This is a genomic window from Glutamicibacter sp. X7 (assembly GCF_054889245.1).
In genome coordinates, this window is sequence record NZ_CM142678.1 from 2,576,463 (window position 1) to 2,594,877 (window position 18,415).

An 18,415-nucleotide genomic window follows, 5' to 3' on the forward strand; every position below is an offset into this window, starting at 1 on the left:
GCGATCGAAGGCTTAGGGTGAATTCATGAGCGAAAAGTCCGTTGGGAACCTCACCCTGCACGCCACCGATACTTGTCTCGATGAGTTCTACCTGTCCGAAGTCCGCGCGCTGTCACTGGCGGCGCAGCAGGCCGACGGCAATCCGCCACTGAGCGATCAAACCTACGTCAGTTTGGCCGCGGAAGATTCCCAGGCGCTGAGCGTCGGGGCCTACTGGGCCGATGAGCCGGAGCTTGCCAAGTTGGTGGGCTTCGCGGTCGTCCTTCCCTCCACCGATTCCGCGCCAACTCTCGAACTGGTGGTACATCCCGACTACCGCCGCCGTGGCATTGCCGACGCAATGCTCGACCGGTTGAAAGACACCGTAGATCTCACCGAGGTGCAGGCCTGGGCACACGGTTCCCATGCAGGGGCCAAAGCGCTAGCCGAGAAGCTGGGGCTTACGGCCATTCGCGAACTGCATAAGATGCATCGCGAAAGCACCGAGGAGCTTCCCCAACCGGAGCTCCCCTCGGCCATTACCGTGCGGACCTTCCGCGTGGGTGAAGACGAACAAGCTTGGTTGCAAGCCAACGCCCAGGCCTTCGCCGATCACCCCGAGCAGGGCTCACTGACCTACCAAGACCTCGATGCTCGCATGTCCGAAGCGTGGTTTGACCCCATGGGCTTCTTTTTGGCCCTCGATCAGGACGATCAGGTCGTGGCCTTCCACTGGACCAAGATCGATCCTTCCAGTGCTGGCAACTCGCGCCCTCCCGGCGAGGTCTATGCCGTGGGCGTGATACCCGATGCACAATCGATGGGCCTGGGCCGAGCGATGACCGCGATCGGCATCAATCACCTGCTCGAACAGGGCGTAGCTTCGATCCTGCTGTACGTCGATGGTGAGAACACCGCGGCCCGCCGCCTTTACGAGTCACTGGGATTTACCTCCCGCGATGTTGACCTGCTGTTCGGTATGCGGGCGATAGACTAAAGAGGAACGGTTGCCATGGCGATGCTGGCATGGACTGCGCATCTACCAGTATCGGCTCTTGCGGGAAGAAGTGAACACGACAATGACAACGCCTTCACATAAAACAGCGACCAAGCTCGAAGACGTCCCTTCCTATAAGACCAATGAGGATCGCATTGTGCCTCCCGAAGAAACCCCGGCTCGCTTGCCCGCCGGCGACATGGGCGGGGAACGCTTTCTCGACCGTGAGCTGAGCTGGCTGCACTTTAACGCCAGGGTGCTGGAGCTCGCGCAAGACCCCGATCTGCCGTTGCTTGAACGCGTGAACTTCCTGTCGATCTTCGCCTCGAATTTGGACGAGTTTTTCATGGTTCGAGTCGCCGGACTCAAGCGACGCATCGCCACCGGCTTGGCGGTTCCGGCCGCCAACGGAATGAACCCCATAGACCAGCTCGAGCTGATTCTTTCCTCGGCCCACGAACTGCAGACCCGCCACGCGCAGGTGTTCTCGGAGTCGGTGCGTCCGGCGTTGGCCGAAGAGGGTATTGAGCTGGTGCGTTGGGACTCGCTGACCGCCAAGGAACGCGAGGTACTCTCCGACTGGTTTATCGCCCAGGTCTTCCCGGTACTTACCCCCTTGGCCGTCGACCCGGCTCACCCCTTCCCCTACATTTCGGGACTTTCGCTGAACCTCGCCGTGGTGGTGCGTAACCCGCAAACGGACAAGCAGCTTTTCGCCCGCCTGAAGGTACCGGACACCATCGCGCGCATGATCAGCATCGATGGGGCCAGGGCGGCACACTCTTCACATCGTCACGCCCGCTTCATCGCCCTGGAAGAGCTCATCGCCGTTCACCTGGATCTGCTGTTCCCGGGTATGGACGTGGTTGAGCATCACCTGTTCCGGGTGACCCGTAATGAGGATCTCGAGGTCGAAGAGGATGACGCCGAGAACCTACTGCAGGCACTGGAAAAGGAACTGTTGCGCCGCCGTTTCGGTCCTCCGGTTCGCCTTGAGGTCGCCGACGATATTAACCCGCAGGTGCTCGAACTGCTCGTCCGCGAGCTGAATATCGAGGACGATGAGGTATTCAAGCTCCCCACCCCGCTAGATTTGCGCGGTCTGGGTGTGATCGCCGGTTTGGATCGCACCGAGCTGCACTACTCCAAGCATGTGGGACACACCTCGCGGTTCCTGAACGAGTCGGAGACCGCAAAGGCCGCAAATGTCTTTGCCGCCGTACGCCGCCGCGATATTCTGCTGCACCACCCCTACGATTCCTTCTCCACCTCGGTGCAGGCCTTCCTGGAACAGGCCGCCGCGGATCCGAAGGTTATGGCCATCAAGCAGACCCTGTACCGCACCAGCGGTGACTCGCCGATCGTCGACGCTCTGATCGACGCCGCCGAGGCGGGCAAGCAGGTGCTGGCCCTGGTGGAGATCAAAGCACGCTTCGACGAGCAGGCCAACATTTCCTGGGCCCGCAAGCTCGAGCAAGCCGGCGTGCACGTGGTCTACGGCATCGTGGGCCTGAAAACCCACTCGAAGTTATCGCTCGTGGTGCGCAAGGAAGGCGACAAGCTACGCCGTTACTGCCATATCGGTACCGGCAACTACCACCCGCGTACGGCTCGCTACTACGAGGATCTGGGCCTGCTCACCTGTGACGATGCCGTGGGCGAGGATGTCTCGCGGCTGTTCAACCAGCTGTCGGGGTACGCCCCTCGCTCCACCTACAACCGACTGCTGGTCGCCCCACGTTCACTGCGCGCGGGCCTAATCGAACGCATCGACCGGGAAATCGAGCACGCCGGCGCGGGTCACGAAACCCGCGTGGTCATCAAGGTCAATTCGATGGTCGACGAAGCGATTATCGACGCACTCTACCGGGCCAGCCAGGCCGGGGTGCAGGTCGATGTGATCGTGCGCGGCATTTGTGCCTTGCGCCCCGGGGTGCCGGGCCTGAGCGATAATATCCGTGTGCGTTCGATCCTCGGACGCTTCCTCGAGCACAGCCGCGTGTTCATGTTCGCCAATGCCGGGAACCCCGAGGTGTTCATCGGGTCCGCCGATATGATGCACCGCAACCTGGACCGCCGGGTGGAGGCCCTTGTCTCGCTGGGCAACGCCGAGGATATTTCCTGGCTTATCGGATTGCTGGATCTGTACGTGGATGACAGCACGTCCTCGTGGCATTTGGACGGCGAGGGACAGTGGACTCGTCACCACCTGGACGCGGAGGGCAACGCGCTACGCGATATCCAGTTCTGGCTGATCGGGCAGAACAGCCGCCGACGCAATCTTGGGCGTAGCAAATAGTGGCAGCAGATACCAACTCCCCGGCCCACGCCCGGGTCATCTCGCTCCAGCGCTCCAGCGACCCGCAGGAGGTGCGACTGGGCCTGTTTGACGTGGTCGCCGCCGGTGCCATCCCGTGGAAGGTCGTCGACGGCGAGCTGCGCGTGCTGCTCATTCACCGGCCACGCTACGACGACTGGTCGTGGCCGAAGGGCAAGCTCGATGACGGCGAGTCCGTGGCCGAATGCGCGGTACGTGAAGTGTACGAAGAGGTGGGTCTGTCGGTGCACCTCGGGCTGCCGCTGAGCGCCACCGCCTACAGCGTCAAGGGCAAGGCGAAGATCGTCTACTACTGGGCCGCGAAGGTCGCCGATGGCGTCACGGCCCAGCCCGACGGTGGCGAGTGCGACAAGGTGCGCTGGGTCTCTGGCTCCAAGGCCCTGAAATTGCTGACCAATGCCAGCGATCGGCAGCCGCTGGAAGATCTCATGAAGGCTCATAAGAAGGGCCGGCACGATACCTTGGCGCATATTATTCTGCGCCATGCCAAGGCCAAGCCGCGCGGAAATTGGACCCGCGAGGAGGGTGAGCGCCCGTTGGCGGCTACCGGGCGGCGTCAGGCTCAGGCGGTCAGCCGGCTTCTCTCGGCGTGGATGCCGCAACGCGTCTACTCCTCCCCCTGGACTCGCTGCCTGCAAACCATTACGCCCTATGCGGCGAAGTACTCGCTCAAGCCGAAGAAGTTGCGGTCGATGACCGAGTACGCCGCGTCGCTCAAGCCCCACAAGGCGCAGGCGATTCTGGGCAAAATACTGGCTCGCGAACAGTCCTCGTTGCTGTGCACGCATCGTCCGGTGCTCCCCCTGTTGCTCGAGGTGCTCTCCGGTTCCATGGATAAGTCCGTCGCTGAGGTGCTACCGGACGAAGATCCCTATTTGGAACCTGGCGGACTGATCGTGGTTCATCAGGCCCGTGGCAACGGCGGCAAACTGCTCAGCGTGGAAGTTCACAACCCCTACCACGACTGACCGCTGGCTGACTTGGCGTATCGGACCGTGACGGGGCCAGCGAAGAAATTGCATTGTGGCGGCGCGCGACTAATACTGAGAGTGACAGAGATCACCTATCGAGTATGAGGTGCCCCGATGACACAGGATTCATCCTCCCGGCAGCAACCGCACAAGATCGTCCACCAGGGTCTGCGTGTCGATCACGACGAGGGTCGGGGACGCTATTCGCTGTGGCATGGTTCGACCTACATCGGATTCATTGGCTTTTACCGCGAGGGAGATGTGGTGACCTTGCAACATACGATCGTCAATGAGGAGTTCGGTCGCCGCGGTTACGCGCGCGCCCTAACCACCTTGGTGCTGGATGAGTTGCGGGCCCAAGGGCTGAAAATCGTGCCCGAGTGCAGCTATATCGCCGATTACTTGCATCGCTACCCGGAATACCAAGACATGGTGGCCAGCTGGCCGGCACAGGACTAGTCAGGGCGCACGTGCGCAATGCCTCCTCGCGCGGCCTCGAGCCGCGCGGTGCCGGTGCCCTAAACTTAATCGGGTGAGCATCCCAACGCCCTATGAAGACCTGCTGGCCGATGTGCTAGCCAACGGCACCCGCAAGGAAGATCGCACCGGCACCGGCACGCTCTCGGTGTTCGGCCGCCAAATCCGCTTCGACCTGGCCGAGTCCTTCCCGCTGATCACCACCAAGCGGGTACATTTCAAATCCGTGGCGACGGAACTACTCTGGTTCCTGCGCGGCGAATCGAATGTGCGCTGGCTACAGGAACAAGGCGTCCGGATCTGGAATGAATGGGCCGACGCCGATGGCGAACTCGGCCCGGTCTACGGGGTGCAGTGGCGTTCGTGGCCCACCCCGGACGGCGGGCACATTGATCAGATCGCTCAGCTGGTCACCTCGCTGCGGGAAAACCCGGATTCGCGCCGCCATATCGTCTCGGCCTGGAATGTGTCGGAAATCCAGAATATGGCGCTCCCGCCCTGCCACGTGTTCTTCCAGTTCTACGTGGCCGACGGCAAACTCTCCTGCCAGCTCTACCAGCGCAGCGCCGACATGTTCCTCGGCGTCCCCTTCAACATTGCCTCCTACGCGCTGCTAACCCGGATGCTGGCCGCCCAGGTGGGCCTCGAGCCCGGCGAGTTCGTCTGGACCGGTGGCGACGTACACATCTACACCAACCACCTCGAGCAGGTCCGCGAGCAGCTTAGCCGCGATCCCTACCCTTACCCGCAGCTGGAGTTCACCCGCACCCCGGAATCCATCTTCGACTACACCCTCGAAGACTTCGAGCTACGCAACTACCAGCACCATCCCACCATCAAGGGGGCCGTCGCCGTATGAGCACACCCGCAACACCCAACCCGGTGATCGGCGCGATCTGGGCGCAGGGCATCAACCAGGTCATCGGGCAAGATGGCGCTATGCCGTGGAGCGTGCCGGAGGATCTCAAACACTTCAAGGCCGTAACCGCCGGTCACCCGGTGGTTATGGGTCGGCGCACCTGGGAATCCTTCCCGGCGAAGTTCCGCCCACTTCCCGGGCGGAGCAATATTGTGCTCACCCGGGATCGCAAAGCGCATGACGCGCTGCGGCAGGACGGGGCCCTGCCGGTGGCGACCTTCGAGGAAGCCCTCGAGCTGGCCTCGGTTTGCGACGGTGCGGAGCAGATCTGGATTATCGGCGGCGGCCAGGTCTATGCGCAGGCCATGGACGTGCTGGACCTCGCGGTGATCACTCGGTTACGTATCGAACCGGACGGCGATACTCGTGCTCCGCAACTGACCGAAGACTTCAACTGCAACACGCTGGATCCGGCCGAGGGCTGGCACCACTCCGCCGGTGGCGTTGACTACCGATTCGAAACCTGGACTCGTCCCAAGGGGAGACACCTGTGAAAGATTCTTTTGACGCGCTGAAGAAGCACCCTGAGGCGCTGTTTATCATCGGCTATATGCTCTTCCCGCTGCTCGCCTTGGTGGCTGCGGTGCTGGGCTTCTTCCTTGTGCTCGGCGGACACAAGATCTTCGGGCTGATCATGCTTCTGGTACCGACGCAGCTGTTTATTTTCGGTGCCTACTGGGCCATCAAGAACCGTAAGGCACTTCTCGAGGACCAGTAGATCTTAGACTGGGCCGCCGAACCTAAAGCCGCGCTGGGTCACCGACCCAGCACGGCTTTATGCGCTGTAACGAACGAAAACGGCACCCAAGTCAGGGCCTACCATTGGGAGTATGACTTCTTCCGTTGGTTTTGTTGGTTACCGTGGCATGGTTGGCTCCGTGCTGATGCAGCGCATGCTCGAAGAAAACGACTTCGAGCAGCTCAACCCGGTGTTCTTCTCCACGTCGAATGCCGGTGGCGCGGCCCCCTCCTTCGCCGAGGGCGCCGATAAGTTGCAGGACGCTTACGATATTCAGGCACTGGCTAAGCTGCCGATTATCGTGACCGCCCAGGGCGGGGACTACACCAACAAGGTTCACCCCCAGCTGCGTGCGGCCGGTTGGGACGGCCTGTGGATCGACGCTGCCTCCGCACTGCGCATGAACGATGATTCGATCATCGTGCTCGACCCGGTCAACCGCGATGTCATCGACCGTGGTCTGGCCAACGGGGTCAAGGACTTCGTCGGCGGTAACTGCACCGTCTCCTGCATGCTCATGGGGTTGGGCGGATTGTTCCGCAACAACCTGGTCGAGTGGAGCACCTCGATGACCTATCAGGCGGCCTCCGGTGGCGGTGCCCGTCACATGCGTGAATTGCTCACCCAATTCGGTGACATCAACGCCTCGGTCAAGGCCCAGCTTGACGATCCGGCCAGTGCCATCTTGCAGATCGACCGCGACGTGTTGACCACTCAGCGCGGCGAGCTGGACGCCTCGCAGTTCGGTGTGCCGCTGGGCGGCTCGCTGATCCCGTGGATCGATGCAGATCTGGGCAATGGCCAGTCCAAGGAAGAGTGGAAGGCCGGGGTCGAGACCAACAAGATCCTGCATACCACCGAGGAAAACCGCATTATCGTCGACGGGCTCTGCGTCCGTATCGGTGCCATGCGTTCCCACTCTCAGGCACTGACCCTGAAGCTGAAGGAAGACCTCGCCGTTGACGAGATCGAACGCATTTTGGCCGCGGATAACCAGTGGGCCAAGTTGGTTCCGAATGAGAAGGAGGCCACCATGGAGCACCTGACCCCGGTGGCTGCCTCCGGCACCCTGGACATCCCGGTTGGTCGCATTCGCAAGCTGGAAATGGGCCCGGAGTACATCTCGGCCTTCACCGTCGGCGACCAGCTCCTCTGGGGCGCCGCCGAGCCGTTGCGCCGCATGCTGGCCATCGCTCGCGGCCGCCTCTAAAAGGCCAAACACCGGTATTTAGCCGGTTAACCTGCTCCGGTCCGGACACGCTATGCGCGTTCCGGACCGGAGTTTTTTATGCCACGCACTCAGCGGGCTGCTTCCCATTCGGGGCGCAGTAACGAGTAGAGCACCTGATCATGCCATTGCCCGGCACGCCACTGAGCCTGACGCGCCACGCACTCTCGGCTGAAGCCCAACTTCTCTAGGGCGCGCTGCTCGGCGATATTCTCCACCGCCGTGGTCGCCTGTATCCGGTGACGTGGATAATGCGCAAAGAGATAGTCGATGAGTAAGCCCTGCGCCGTGGTGCCGATGTCACGGCCTCGGTACGCGGCAAAGATCCCCACGGCGATCTCCCAGCAGGCCGACGTGTTCGCCCGGCCCCAGGCGGTATTGCTGAACCAGTCCACCTTGCCGACAATGTCCGCACCAAGGGTTACCGCAAGTGCCCCGTCCTGTGCCCCAATGTGCTGGTCTTGCTCGAGGCGGGCGCGCAGTCCGTTGGTGTTCCAGAATCCAAACCACTGGGCCGTCCCCGCCCCGTCTTCCGACTGGAACTCTTCCTCGATCCGCTCGAGATCACGAGCCACGAGTTTGCGCAGGCTCACCCCGTCCGCCTGCCGTACGTGAGCAGCCATGGCCTCCCCTAACGTCGCGCCCGCGAGTAACTCTGTCGAGTTATAGGCTAGTGCCAATCAGCAGCGGTTCGTTGTGCAACAAGACGCCGAAGCGTTCCTGCACCCCGGCGCGCACGGCCCGGGCGATGGCCAGTAGGTCTCCGGCACTGGCCGTCCCACGGTTGGTCACCGCCAGGGTATGTTTGCTGGAGAGCGAGGCACGGCCCTGCGCGAGCGGGAAGCCCTCGGTGCCTTCGAGCCCATAGCCCTTGGCGTACCCTGCTTGGTCGATCAGCCAAGCGGCGGAGAGCTTGACCTGTCCTTCGGCGGCCACCGGATAATTCGGGGCTCCCTCGGGCAGCGACTCAAGCACCGAGCGATCCACGATGGGGTTGGTGAAAAACGAACCGGTCGAATGTGAGTCGGGATCGTTGACATCGTAGACCATGCCCTTGGACCGGCGTAGTCGTAACACCGTTTCACGTACCGCTTCGGCTTCGGCACGCTCGCCCACCGCTACATCCAGTTGCCGCGCAAGCTCCGCGTAACGAATCGGGGCGGACAGCGTATCGACCGGTAGCTCGAAGAGCACCGAGAGCACCACATAGCGCGGCGACCCGGCCACCGACGTCTGCTTAATCAGGGAGTCACGGTACCCGAAACTCAGTTGCTCATTGCTCAGTTCCACGACCTGGCCCACTTGCCGGTCGTAGGCGCGAATGGAACGCAGCACACTACTGACCTCCGCCCCATAGGCGCCAACGTTCTGCACCGGGGTGGCACCGGTCAGACCGGGAATGCCGGAGAGCGCTTCGAGCCCGCTGAGCCCTGCCTGCAAGGTGGCGCGAACCGTATCGTCCCACGGCTCGCCCGCGGCTACCTCGACGAGCTGGTATCCGGCGCGACCCGGCGTGATGTTCACCCCGCGGGTGGCAATACGTACCGCGGTCCCCCGATAACCGGCATCGGCGATGACCAGGTTTGATCCGCCACCGATCAATAGCAGCTGCTGGCCTTCTGCGTCAGCCTCGGCGACCGCACGGACCAACTGCTCTTCGCTCGTAGCGGTTACCAGCCGGTCGGCCGGTCCACCCACCGCGCTGGTGGTCAAGTCGGCAAGCATGTTCTCACTCAAACTTCGCTCGTTTCTTCGTCATGGTCGGTAGATTCGACAGCCTCGTGCCCTCGGGCGTTGCCTGCCAGCAGGAACGCCATGACCAGCAGGAGCCCGATGCAGCTTAGTGCCGGCAGCAGTCCGATGGCATGGGCCAGCAGGCCCAGTAGCGGTGGCCCGCCGAGGAAAGCGCCGTATCCGATGGTTGAAACCACCGATACCCGGCTGGCGGCACGCACCGGATCATCCGAGGCGGCACTCATCGCCAGCGGGAAGGACAGGGCCACCCCCATGCCCCAAATCGCAAGGGCCACGAAGGCCAGTGGCAGGTGATCTCCCCAGGCGAATACCAGTACGCCCAGTAGCGCGCTCAATGCGCTGGCACGAATCATCGCCACGCGTCCGAAGCGGTGTACCAGTTCTCCGCCGAGCAGCCGGGTGATGGTCATCGCGGTGACAAATATGCCGTAGCCCAGAGCGCCGGTGGCCTCGCTGGTGTCATACCCATCCGCCAGAGCCAGGGCCACCCAGTCACCTGCGGCGCCTTCGGCAAGGGCCATACCGAGCACCAGCACTCCAAGCAGTACGGTGCGAGGTTCACGCCAAGCCTGGCGCATACCACCGCCGCGGTGCTCGGTGCTTCGGCGGCTGCCGTCGGGGCCAAAGTAGCGGCTACTGATCAGCACCGTGCCGGCGACAATCAGGCCCATCACGGGGTAGTGCACCGTCAGCGGCAGATCGACGGCCGCGGCAAACACCCCGAGCCCGGCGCCGATGACGGTGCCGATCGAGAAGAACCCGTGCAATACCGACATGATCGATCGGCCCAACGCACGCTCCATGGCCGCGCCCTGGACATTGGAGGCCACGTTCCAGGTCGCCGTGCCGGCGCCCTGCAAAGCCAGGAAGATGCCGGTCACGACAATATTTCCCAGTGCCCCGGCACCTAGGCCCACCATCAGCAGGCCGAATCCGGCCAGGCTGGCGCCAAACTGCATGATCCGGGTCGCACCCCAGCGCAGGACAAAGCGTCCGGCGAAGGACACCGCAGCGAAAGAGCCTCCGGTCATGCACAGCAACAGCAGGCCAACGCTGGCGTGATCGAGCACTAGGTCATCCCGCAGTGCCGGCAAACGGGAGACGAGAGCGGAGATCAGCAGTCCACTGGCCATGAAGGAGGCCAGCAAGCCATTGCGCCAGGCGATGACGCCGCCGTGAGGGGTTACGGTGTGCTGGTTCAGAGCTGCACCACGGCCTGGGACTTCATCAGCACCTTGGTACCGTCTACGCTCACGATGAGATCGATGCGGGCGGTACGGGCCTCGGCGTCCAGTGCCCCGACCTTACCTTCGACCAGGATTTCGGTTCCGGGCTGGTCGGTGGGGTTGGTCCCGGCAGGATCCTGCACCACGACCGGCTTAGTGAAGCGCGTCTGGTAGTCGATAACGGCTGCGGGGTTACCCACCCATTCGCTGACTACGTCAACCGCCGAGCCCATGGTGAACATCCCGTGGGCGATCACGGAGTCCAGCTCGACCTCTTTGGCAAAGCGCTCGTTCCAGTGAATCGGGTTGAAGTCCCCGGAGGCCCCTGCGTAACGCACGAGGTCGCCGCGGTTGACGCTGATGGTCTTCGAACCAATCACTTGGCCTTTTTCGAGGGTGTCAAAGTCAATCATGCTCAGTCCTATTCCCCGGCGCGAACCAGTAGCGACGAAATGGTGGTGGCGATCTTCTCACCGGATGTGGTGGTGATTTCCGCGCGTGAGGTGATCATGGCACCGGCTCCCATTTCGCGGACCTGGTCCACGTGCAATTCGGCGACCAGTTCGTCTCCGGCAACGATCGGGCGGTGGTGCGTAAAGCGCTGGTCAGCGTGTACGACGCGGGTGAAGTCAATACCGGATTCCGGATCGGCCACAAGCTTCGCATCGGCACGCTGGGCGACGATGATGGCGAAGGTTGGCGGGGCGATGAGGTCAGCGAAGCCGAGTTCGCCGGCGGCGTCGAGATCGTAGTGTGCGCGCGAGGTAGCCTTGGTCGCGGCCGCGAATTCGCGAATCTTTTCGCGACCCACCTGATAGGTCTCGTCCGCGGGGTAAACGCGCCCCACAATATCGGGATTAATGCCCATTGCTTCTCCTGTAAGTGTCGGGAGGTGATTTCCGTGCGTGCTGCGGCGATTAGCCCCGGCGCTTACGGCGCTCGGGAATCAGGCCGTTGGCAATCCGCCAGTTGCGTGCGTCGCGGGCACGCACCATAAGAGAGGCCACGTGCATGAGCATGCCGATGACCATAATGCCGATCGCGGTGTATACCAACGCTAGGGAGGGAATATTGGCGCCGATAATGGCGAGGATAATCCCCAGGCCCATGACCCCCATCGCACTAAATACGAGCTTCTTATAGCGTGGCGAGGCCGCTTCCCATGGCGTATTGGTCATGGCTCCCAGTTTAGCGATTTCCGAGGCCACAACGTGGCGTTGAGCAAAAATGAGCGCAACGTCCCATCTGCCAATCTTGCCCGATCATTACCCAAGCCCATGGGCTAGAACAACGAGCCTTGTCCCTTGGCCTGCAAATCACCGGCCGGTCGCACCTGCAATGCGCGTGTTTTCAGCTCTGCCGCGTCGAGAATACGTGCTTCGCTCCCCTCGCCTGCGTCGGCGAGGATTCCTTGCCCTAAAACACCTCGTACACGTAATTCAAGGTGTGCTCCGGGAACTTCGGCGGCCCACGGATGAATACGGCGCTCGGTCCACGCGTCGATCACCGTACGCGCATAACTCGGCTGCACGAAGGGTTCGTCGAGTAGGTCTACCCCGTAGGTTTCCAGCGAGCGCTGCTGGGAAAGTAGCTCGTGAACTCGTTGCGCCGCAGCATCGTTGAGTTCGCGTAGCGAGGGCTCGTCGAAGTCCCACCGGGCGAGGCCCTGAATTTTAGATTTTTGTCGAACCTGTTGGGTGATGCGCAACTGCTCGGTCACGAGGTCCTCAATCACTCGAATGGCTGCCCCATCGGGGGCGCTGGCCACATAGCGCGCGACTACGGCGCCCTGGCTTGCCAAACGTGTGAACTTACTCGACGTTGAGGTGGTCCCGACCTTGGTGACCCCGTGGGCAAAGCTGGCGACATAAAGAAAATGCGGCTGCATTAGGTAGCGCCGGAGCCCCTCGGGAGCCTCACCAGTGGTGTGGAAGTGATGCATGAATTTCGTTTCATCCCGGCGGCGGCACCCCGAACACTGTGTGCCGGTGCGCAGGCGTTGGCCCTGCGGGCAGACGAAACTGCGACGGGATCCGTCACTGTCCATCCGCACGTAGCCGAGGCACCACTTATCGGCTGAGACGTCCATGGACAGCGTGCGACCCAAGCCAAGCGGCTCGAAGCGAGCCCCCAAGTCCCGCTGCAACCGCAATGACGGCTCGGGTTCCGAGGTGGAGAAAACTATTCCGTGACAGAGCTGCTTCTCTTGTCCCTGCTCAATATCGAAAGTTCCCTCTGTCATCACTCGCACAAGGCTACGCGATCCCAGTGACCGTGAGCGAACGATTGCTCGTGGCCACCGTAGAACACGACGCCGACGCCCAACCCTGCGCATGAAGCGGTCAGCTGCTCACACGGCATGGGTGACCTGCCAGTACTGCTCATACCCGTCGCGAAGGCAGGTCACAACGTGAATTACGGATAAGCTCCTATCCGAACACAACCGACACGAACCACAGGAAGTCATGGAACAAATACTTCGATCGTTTGGGTTTCTCATTCCCCTCTGGGCTATCGCCACAACATTGGCGGCCCTCATCATCTTCGTGACACACACATCCCGTGTACGCGACGGAAAGAGCAGCTGGGGACGCGCCACAGCCTACACATTGGTCACATCATGGGCGTTGGGAGTTTTGTTCCTCACCCTATGGCCCAAAAGCGGTGGATACGACGCGGAACTCAACGACGAACAATATTCGAGGATTTCCCTAATCCCCTTCGCGGAGTGGTTCGGGCTTCGCGGCGAGCCCGGCATTAATGCCGGAGTCGAGCTTTTCAGCAATATTGCCATGTTTGCCGCCGGCGCTTTCCTCGTGCGGCTACTGCTGAACAAGTCACTCGCGTACACCGTCACGTTCACTACGGCTGCAGGTGTGATCACCGAACTCGGGCAACTAATCCTCACGTCGAACCGTTCGGTATCGATCGATGACGTCATTGCCGCAGTGATCGGCGGCCTGATCGGCTTCGCCGTCGGGGCGCTATTGCGCCGCCTACTTGTTACCCAGCCGAGCGTGGCCGGGAAAACCAGCACCCCAGCCTAGATTCGGATAAGCCATTCTTGTTGCTCAACCAGCTGTAGTCGCCAGGGATTCTATCTACTTTCAAACACGAATAGTCGCGACTCGACCCGTTGACGCCTATCGGGTGAAACACTAGCGTGGCGCATACCCCTAGATCATGGCTCTGAAATTAACCCATACCCCGGCGGCAGGTTTACCCAATGAAGCGATTTCAACTTATCGACAAACCGGTAATTGTCGCGGGCGAAGAAGTACTGCTGTTCATGATCGAACGCACCGATCAGGGCACCATCGTTCACTGGCGAGTACCGCCCACGCCAGTAGGGGAATTTCCCAAATTTCCCATACCCGTTCTTGAAGACCTCGACACCGACGAACTGCACCACTACAGATTCGCAAACTCTGGTGGTACCGGCACCGAGGACCAAGTTCAGGTTGTTTACTCATGCCACAATGTGCGGCGGTTCGCCCTCAAGGAAGCAAACGCACAGGCCATCGTCTACAGCGAGGGATAACGAACGAATCCTCGTGCGTTCAATCCCGGCCTTGGGGTGATCTACGCGGTCTAGGAGCAAGTGCGGCAGCTCGTGAAAGCCACAGATGGTCATGAGTTTCGGTCTCGGTGGACGGCGCTGGAGAGCTCGGTGACAGTTGCGAAGATGACCGAGGCGGCGAATCTGAGGCGAAGAACTTGAAACGGATCGGCGGGGCTACCGGAATCACAAGCATTATCGGCTTCGGATGTCGTGTGTATACGGCGGGGCTACGGTCGTGTTGAACAGTCTGCACCACGCTTAAGTTCTAAGAGCCGCTTCGGAGTCCCCGTAGAAATCCTCTTCTATATTAGGAATCCTCCCAACAGTCCATCAGTCGGTAGGTTGGCCGCAGAATTTTCGGGAATTGACGTTTTCGACTCACCGAAGGGGGTTGGGGCCTTGAGTGCTTGAGTGCTTGAGACCCGGGTAGGCTCAAGACGTCTCGCGCTTTAGGAGAGCCCAGTGAAAAAGAAGCTAAGCATTGTCCTGATACCGATGATGACCTTGAGCTTGTCGAGCTGCCAGTCAGACTCCGAATTTATTGGAGACGCGGCAGCACATGCCAGTCTGATGAACACCACACACTTTTTCAGCGAGGAATTTGAGTTTGATGACGGCTTGCCGTTGCTGCGACAAGTTAACGATTGGCTCGCTGACCCAGACCCAATTGATCTCAAGCGACTTGGAGACCCCGGAATTATTGTATTGGATGCTACATCTGACCGGCTGGACGCTGCTATTTACAGGTACGGGCGTGGGCCAGGGATGTTCATGAGTAAAGTTGAAGGCTGGGGGCATCGATGTGTTCAGTTTCGGGAGTCACCTCTGGCTACGTTAACCATCAACGAGATCGAATGCCCGGAAGAGCTACCAGAGGACCCAAACGCATTAATATACGATCTTGATTAAGTCATCGTATCTAGATAAGCCTATAACCCCCAATATACCTATCAGCCATTAGAGGTCTCCGCTGGGCGCCGCACCCGGCGAAACGCTGGATAACGAAAAAGACCCCCAGCATTTCGCTGAGGGTCTCGATCTGGTAGCGGTGCCGGGACTCGATCCCGGGACCTCACGATTATGAGTCGTGCGCTCTAACCAGCTGAGCTACACCGCCACAAGTGGGAAATCAAAAGTAGAAGCCAAATGACTTCCCACTCAGAGCCCCCTGCCGGAATCGATCCGGCGACCTCGTTCTTACCAAGAACGCGCTCTACCACTGAGCTAAGGGGGCAACGAGTAAATACTCTACACGGATTGGCCGGCAAACAAAAATCGACCCACTCTCACCTTTCGGACCAAAGAAAGGGACAAAAAGCCAAGTCAGAGCATGGTTTACTAGGCGCCATCGAGCTTTACCGTCATTTTCACGTTGATTTTTTCGCGCGTGACCCTGCTCACTAGGAGTTTTATGAGCCCTGGCGGCCCGTAGCGCACCGGAAACCCAATTAGTTCGCCCCACCCAGAGGGCACCACCGCCCGGCGGGGAAAGTAGTTCTCAATGTCGGCACGCAAAACCAATAGCGGGAACCAGCGACCCCACCATTGGAATCTTGACGGCAGGGCCCGTTGACGCCACCCTCGGCACCGCGCGCCACGAGAAATCATGCCCGCAATCTTGCGCAGCCATTCACCCGAGGGTGCTCCTGAAGGCGGCTTTCAGTAGTGAAGATGTGATTACCAGCACCTTTGGGTTGTCGATTTTGCAATCCACCGGAGCCTGTGTAAAGTATTTACCTGTTGCCCCCTTAGCTCAGTGGTAGAGCGCGTTCTTGGTAAGAACGAGGTCGCCGGATCGATTCCGGCAGGGGGCTCCACTACAGAAGGACAATTCGATCGCGAATTGTCCTTCTTTTTTATTGCGCTACTCCCCCTAGATGGTTGCCATTCTTCGAGGTATACCTAGCGCGCAACATTCTTTCTCACGGTCATGAGCGGACACGCTGCAGACCGTTTTCTCCTAGTAGATCCAGAGCCTAGGATCCGCGCTACGCGCGCCTATAACACGCGTTACGCCGCATCTCTGGAACCAGCCCCTTATGGATACCTAAGGACGGTTTAACGGGCCCAGTGAGCCCGCATCAGCCTTGTTCGACGACCGCGGCCGACCATCGGGACATCTGAGGCGCCACAGCTATCGCCAGCGGCCCTCTGCACCCGTTCTACGCCATCTTTAGACCTCACAGACCCAACTAGTGTGGAGACGAAAACGATCGAGCCAGGATAGGCCAAAGGCCGGGCACCCTCGGAAGAGGATGCCCGGCCTTTGAAAACAGGTACCTTTAGTCGAAGTCGCGGCGTGCGCCACGGCCTGCGTCGCTGAAGCGACCCTTGCCACGACCACCGAAGCGCTTATCGCCACCACGACGATCGTCACGGAAACCGCCACCGCCGCGCTTGCGATCCTTGAAGCTACGATCCGGACGGTTGCCACCACGCTCATCATCACGATCGCGGCGAGGCTTGCGACCGGAATCGAGTTCGAGGTTGATCAGCTCACCACCGATACGGGTCTTGGACAGCGCGCGCCACTGGTCCTTGGACAGCTCGGCTGGCAGCTCCACCAGGGTGTGATCCGAGCGGATCTCAATGCCACCGATTTGCGAGGAGTTGAAGCCACCCTCGTTCGCCAGGGCTCCAACGATCGAGCCGGGCTGCACGCGGTTACGTCGACCAATCGCCAAACGGTACATCGCGTTGCCCTCGGCCGCAGTCTTGCCGCGGTTGCCGCGCTGGCCTGGCTCGCGCTTCCCGTCACGCTCGCGGCTCAAGCGAGCCTGCTTGCCGGCCGGGATAGCTGGCTCTTCCATCAGCAACGGACGGCCACCCTGCGCCATCAAGGCCAGTGCAGCGGCGATCTCCAAGTGATCCAGGTTCTCGTGCTTCGCGGCGAACTGCTCGACGATCTCACGGAAAGTGGTCAGATCCTGGCTCGTGATGGTCTCATCGATGCGATCGGTGAACTTCTGGATACGGCGATTGTTCACCGAATCCAGCGACGGCAACTGCATGAGGCTCACCGGCTGGCGGGTAGCCTTCTCGATGGCACGCAGCAGGTACTTCTCGCGCGGGGTCATGAACAGAATCGCGTCGCCCGAACGACCGGCACGGCCGGTACGTCCAATACGGTGCACGTACGACTCGGTGTCATGCGGGATGTCGTAGTTGATGACGTGGCTGATGCGCTCGACGTCAAGACCACGAGCGGCGACATCGGTGGCGACCAAGATGTCGATCTTGCCGGCACGCAGGTTCTCCACGGTGCGCTCACGCTGCTGCTGCGGAATGTCACCGTTGATAGCTGCTGCAGTGAATCCGCGGGCCTTGAGCTTGTCGGCCAGGTCTTCGGTGGCCATCTTGGTACGCACGAAGGTGATCACGCCATCGAATTCCTCGGACTCGAGGATGCGGGTCATGGCATCGAGCTTGTGAGCTCCCATGACCTGCAGGTAGCGCTGGGTGATGTTGGTGCCGGTGGACTGCTTGGACTTGACCGAAACTTCTTCCGGATCACGCAGGTACTCGGAGGCAATGCGGCGAATGGTGCGCGGCATGGTGGCCGAGAACAGGGCAACCTGCTTCTCTTCCGGGGTAGCTTCCAAGATCTTGTCGACCTCTTCGGCAAAGCCCATGCGGAGCATCTCGTCGGCCTCGTCCAACACGACATACTGCAAGTTGGACAGGTCCAGTGAACCCTTGTTGATGTGGTCGATGACGCGACCCGGGGTACCGACAACTACCTGTGCACCGCGGCGCAGACCGGCCAGCTGTGGGCCGTACGGCGAGCCACCGTAGACCGGCAGGACGGTGAAGTTCGGGATGTGCTTGGCGTAGGACGTGAAGGCCTCGGCAACCTGCAGAGCCAATTCACGGGTCGGAGCGAGCACAAGAATCTGTGGGCTAGAGGCCGGACCGTTGAGGTCGGCCAGCTCGGCCATACGCGAAAGCGCTGGCAGGGCGAAGGCTGCAGTCTTACCGGTACCGGTCTGGGCCAGGCCCACGACGTCACGGCCGTCGAGCAGCAGCGGGATGGTCGCCGCCTGAATCGGCGACGGCTTTTCGTAGCCGAGGTCGGCTAGAGCCGCCAGTACTCGACCGTCAAGGCCCAGCTCGCTGAACAGAACGGTCGGTTCCTCGGTGGCCTGGGTATCGGTGGAGTTTGCGGGCATGTCAGAAGACACGAAGAATTACCTCATTCGTTAGGGGAAACGCCTAAACGCCCCT

At 60.9% G+C, this 18,415-nt stretch carries 19 protein-coding genes, 3 tRNA genes and 1 pseudogene; 13 read left to right on the forward strand and 10 right to left on the reverse strand.

Annotated elements, in window-relative coordinates:
* Window positions 1-25: 25 nt before the first annotated feature.
* From mshD to asd, 8 genes are all read left to right on the forward strand, one after another.
* Window positions 26-976 carry a mycothiol synthase gene (mshD, locus tag ACYU0X_RS12310; protein WP_461900975.1) on the forward strand — a complete coding sequence of 317 codons (951 nt, stop codon included), beginning with the start codon at window positions 26-28 and terminating at the stop codon, window positions 974-976.
* A gap of 82 nt (window positions 977-1,058) precedes the next feature.
* Window positions 1,059-3,275, forward strand: coding sequence for an RNA degradosome polyphosphate kinase (locus ACYU0X_RS12315; protein ID WP_461900977.1), 2,217 nt, complete (start codon window positions 1,059-1,061; stop codon window positions 3,273-3,275).
* Window positions 3,275-4,282, forward strand: coding sequence for an NUDIX hydrolase (locus ACYU0X_RS12320; RefSeq protein WP_461900979.1), 1,008 nt, complete (start codon window positions 3,275-3,277; stop codon window positions 4,280-4,282). Before ACYU0X_RS12315 ends, ACYU0X_RS12320 begins: the two co-directional genes overlap by 1 nt.
* Window positions 4,283-4,399: 117 nt before the next feature.
* Window positions 4,400-4,744, forward strand: coding sequence for a GNAT family N-acetyltransferase (locus ACYU0X_RS12325; RefSeq protein WP_309406158.1), 345 nt, complete (start codon window positions 4,400-4,402; stop codon window positions 4,742-4,744).
* 73 nt (window positions 4,745-4,817) lie between these two features.
* On the forward strand, window positions 4,818-5,621 hold the full coding sequence (locus tag ACYU0X_RS12330) for a thymidylate synthase (protein WP_418907121.1): 804 nt from the start codon (window positions 4,818-4,820) through the stop codon (window positions 5,619-5,621).
* Complete coding sequence (locus ACYU0X_RS12335) at window positions 5,618-6,175, forward strand: dihydrofolate reductase (protein ID WP_461900981.1); 558 nt, start codon at window positions 5,618-5,620, stop codon at window positions 6,173-6,175. Before ACYU0X_RS12330 ends, ACYU0X_RS12335 begins: the two co-directional genes overlap by 4 nt.
* On the forward strand, window positions 6,172-6,399 hold the full coding sequence (locus ACYU0X_RS12340) for an NF038396 family protein (protein ID WP_461900982.1): 228 nt from the start codon (window positions 6,172-6,174) through the stop codon (window positions 6,397-6,399). Before ACYU0X_RS12335 ends, ACYU0X_RS12340 begins: the two co-directional genes overlap by 4 nt.
* A 112-nt stretch (window positions 6,400-6,511) precedes the next feature.
* Window positions 6,512-7,630 (forward strand): aspartate-semialdehyde dehydrogenase, encoded by a 1,119-nt coding sequence (asd, locus tag ACYU0X_RS12345; protein WP_461900983.1) that lies wholly within the window; start codon window positions 6,512-6,514, stop codon window positions 7,628-7,630.
* Between the two features lie 89 nt (window positions 7,631-7,719).
* Here the strand turns inward: asd and ACYU0X_RS12350 are convergent, their stop codons facing one another.
* The 7 genes from ACYU0X_RS12350 to ACYU0X_RS12380 all read right to left on the reverse strand — a co-directional run bounded on the left by ACYU0X_RS12350 (window position 7,720) and on the right by ACYU0X_RS12380 (window position 12,871).
* Complete coding sequence (locus ACYU0X_RS12350; RefSeq protein WP_461900985.1) at window positions 7,720-8,271, reverse strand: GNAT family N-acetyltransferase; 552 nt, start codon at window positions 8,269-8,271, stop codon at window positions 7,720-7,722.
* 40 nt (window positions 8,272-8,311) lie between these two features.
* Window positions 8,312-9,373 carry a UDP-N-acetylmuramate dehydrogenase gene (locus ACYU0X_RS12355; RefSeq protein WP_461900987.1) on the reverse strand — a complete coding sequence of 354 codons (1,062 nt, stop codon included), beginning with the start codon at window positions 9,371-9,373 and terminating at the stop codon, window positions 8,312-8,314.
* Between the two features lie 8 nt (window positions 9,374-9,381).
* The gene (locus tag ACYU0X_RS12360) at window positions 9,382-10,536 is read right to left on the reverse strand and encodes an MFS transporter (RefSeq protein ID WP_461900989.1); all 1,155 of its coding nucleotides are present in this window, start codon (window positions 10,534-10,536) and stop codon (window positions 9,382-9,384) included.
* A 65-nt stretch (window positions 10,537-10,601) separates the two neighbouring features.
* Complete coding sequence (locus ACYU0X_RS12365; RefSeq protein WP_461900991.1) at window positions 10,602-11,042, reverse strand: MaoC family dehydratase; 441 nt, start codon at window positions 11,040-11,042, stop codon at window positions 10,602-10,604.
* 8 nt (window positions 11,043-11,050) lie between these two features.
* A complete protein-coding gene (locus ACYU0X_RS12370) occupies window positions 11,051-11,497 on the reverse strand; it encodes an FAS1-like dehydratase domain-containing protein (protein WP_461900993.1) in 447 nt (148 codons plus the stop codon).
* 49 nt (window positions 11,498-11,546) lie between these two features.
* The gene (locus ACYU0X_RS12375) at window positions 11,547-11,807 is read right to left on the reverse strand and encodes a hypothetical protein (RefSeq protein ID WP_309406145.1); all 261 of its coding nucleotides are present in this window, start codon (window positions 11,805-11,807) and stop codon (window positions 11,547-11,549) included.
* 104 nt (window positions 11,808-11,911) lie between these two features.
* On the reverse strand, window positions 11,912-12,871 hold the full coding sequence (locus ACYU0X_RS12380) for a DUF2797 domain-containing protein (protein ID WP_461900995.1): 960 nt from the start codon (window positions 12,869-12,871) through the stop codon (window positions 11,912-11,914).
* A gap of 304 nt (window positions 12,872-13,175) precedes the next feature.
* Between ACYU0X_RS12380 and ACYU0X_RS12385 the strand changes: the two genes are divergently transcribed.
* The 4 genes and pseudogenes from ACYU0X_RS12385 (at window position 13,176) to ACYU0X_RS12400 (ending at window position 15,100) form a co-directional block, all read left to right on the forward strand.
* Window positions 13,176-13,676, forward strand: coding sequence for a VanZ family protein (locus tag ACYU0X_RS12385; protein WP_461900996.1), 501 nt, complete (start codon window positions 13,176-13,178; stop codon window positions 13,674-13,676).
* A gap of 179 nt (window positions 13,677-13,855) precedes the next feature.
* Window positions 13,856-14,170, forward strand: coding sequence for a hypothetical protein (locus tag ACYU0X_RS12390; RefSeq protein WP_461900998.1), 315 nt, complete (start codon window positions 13,856-13,858; stop codon window positions 14,168-14,170).
* A gap of 21 nt (window positions 14,171-14,191) precedes the next feature.
* Window positions 14,192-14,433 (forward strand): annotated as a pseudogene (locus tag ACYU0X_RS12395) (ISL3 family transposase); the annotation flags it as partial.
* Between the two features lie 220 nt (window positions 14,434-14,653).
* Window positions 14,654-15,100, forward strand: a complete 447-nt coding sequence (locus ACYU0X_RS12400) for a hypothetical protein (RefSeq protein WP_461901000.1) — start codon at window positions 14,654-14,656, stop codon at window positions 15,098-15,100.
* 131 nt (window positions 15,101-15,231) lie between these two features.
* On the opposite strand, the gene ACYU0X_RS12405 is transcribed toward ACYU0X_RS12400, so the two are convergent.
* Together ACYU0X_RS12405 and ACYU0X_RS12410 are read right to left on the reverse strand one after the other, a co-directional pair.
* A tRNA-Met gene (locus ACYU0X_RS12405) sits at window positions 15,232-15,308 on the reverse strand.
* A gap of 45 nt (window positions 15,309-15,353) precedes the next feature.
* A tRNA-Thr gene (locus tag ACYU0X_RS12410) sits at window positions 15,354-15,425 on the reverse strand.
* A 508-nt stretch (window positions 15,426-15,933) separates the two neighbouring features.
* Between ACYU0X_RS12410 and ACYU0X_RS12415 the strand changes: the two genes are divergently transcribed.
* Window positions 15,934-16,008: transfer RNA gene (locus tag ACYU0X_RS12415), tRNA-Thr, on the forward strand.
* Window positions 16,009-16,473: 465 nt separating this feature from the next.
* On the opposite strand, the gene ACYU0X_RS12420 is transcribed toward ACYU0X_RS12415, so the two are convergent.
* Window positions 16,474-18,360 carry a DEAD/DEAH box helicase gene (locus tag ACYU0X_RS12420; protein WP_418907135.1) on the reverse strand — a complete coding sequence of 629 codons (1,887 nt, stop codon included), beginning with the start codon at window positions 18,358-18,360 and terminating at the stop codon, window positions 16,474-16,476.
* Between the last annotated feature and the right edge of the window lie 55 nt (window positions 18,361-18,415).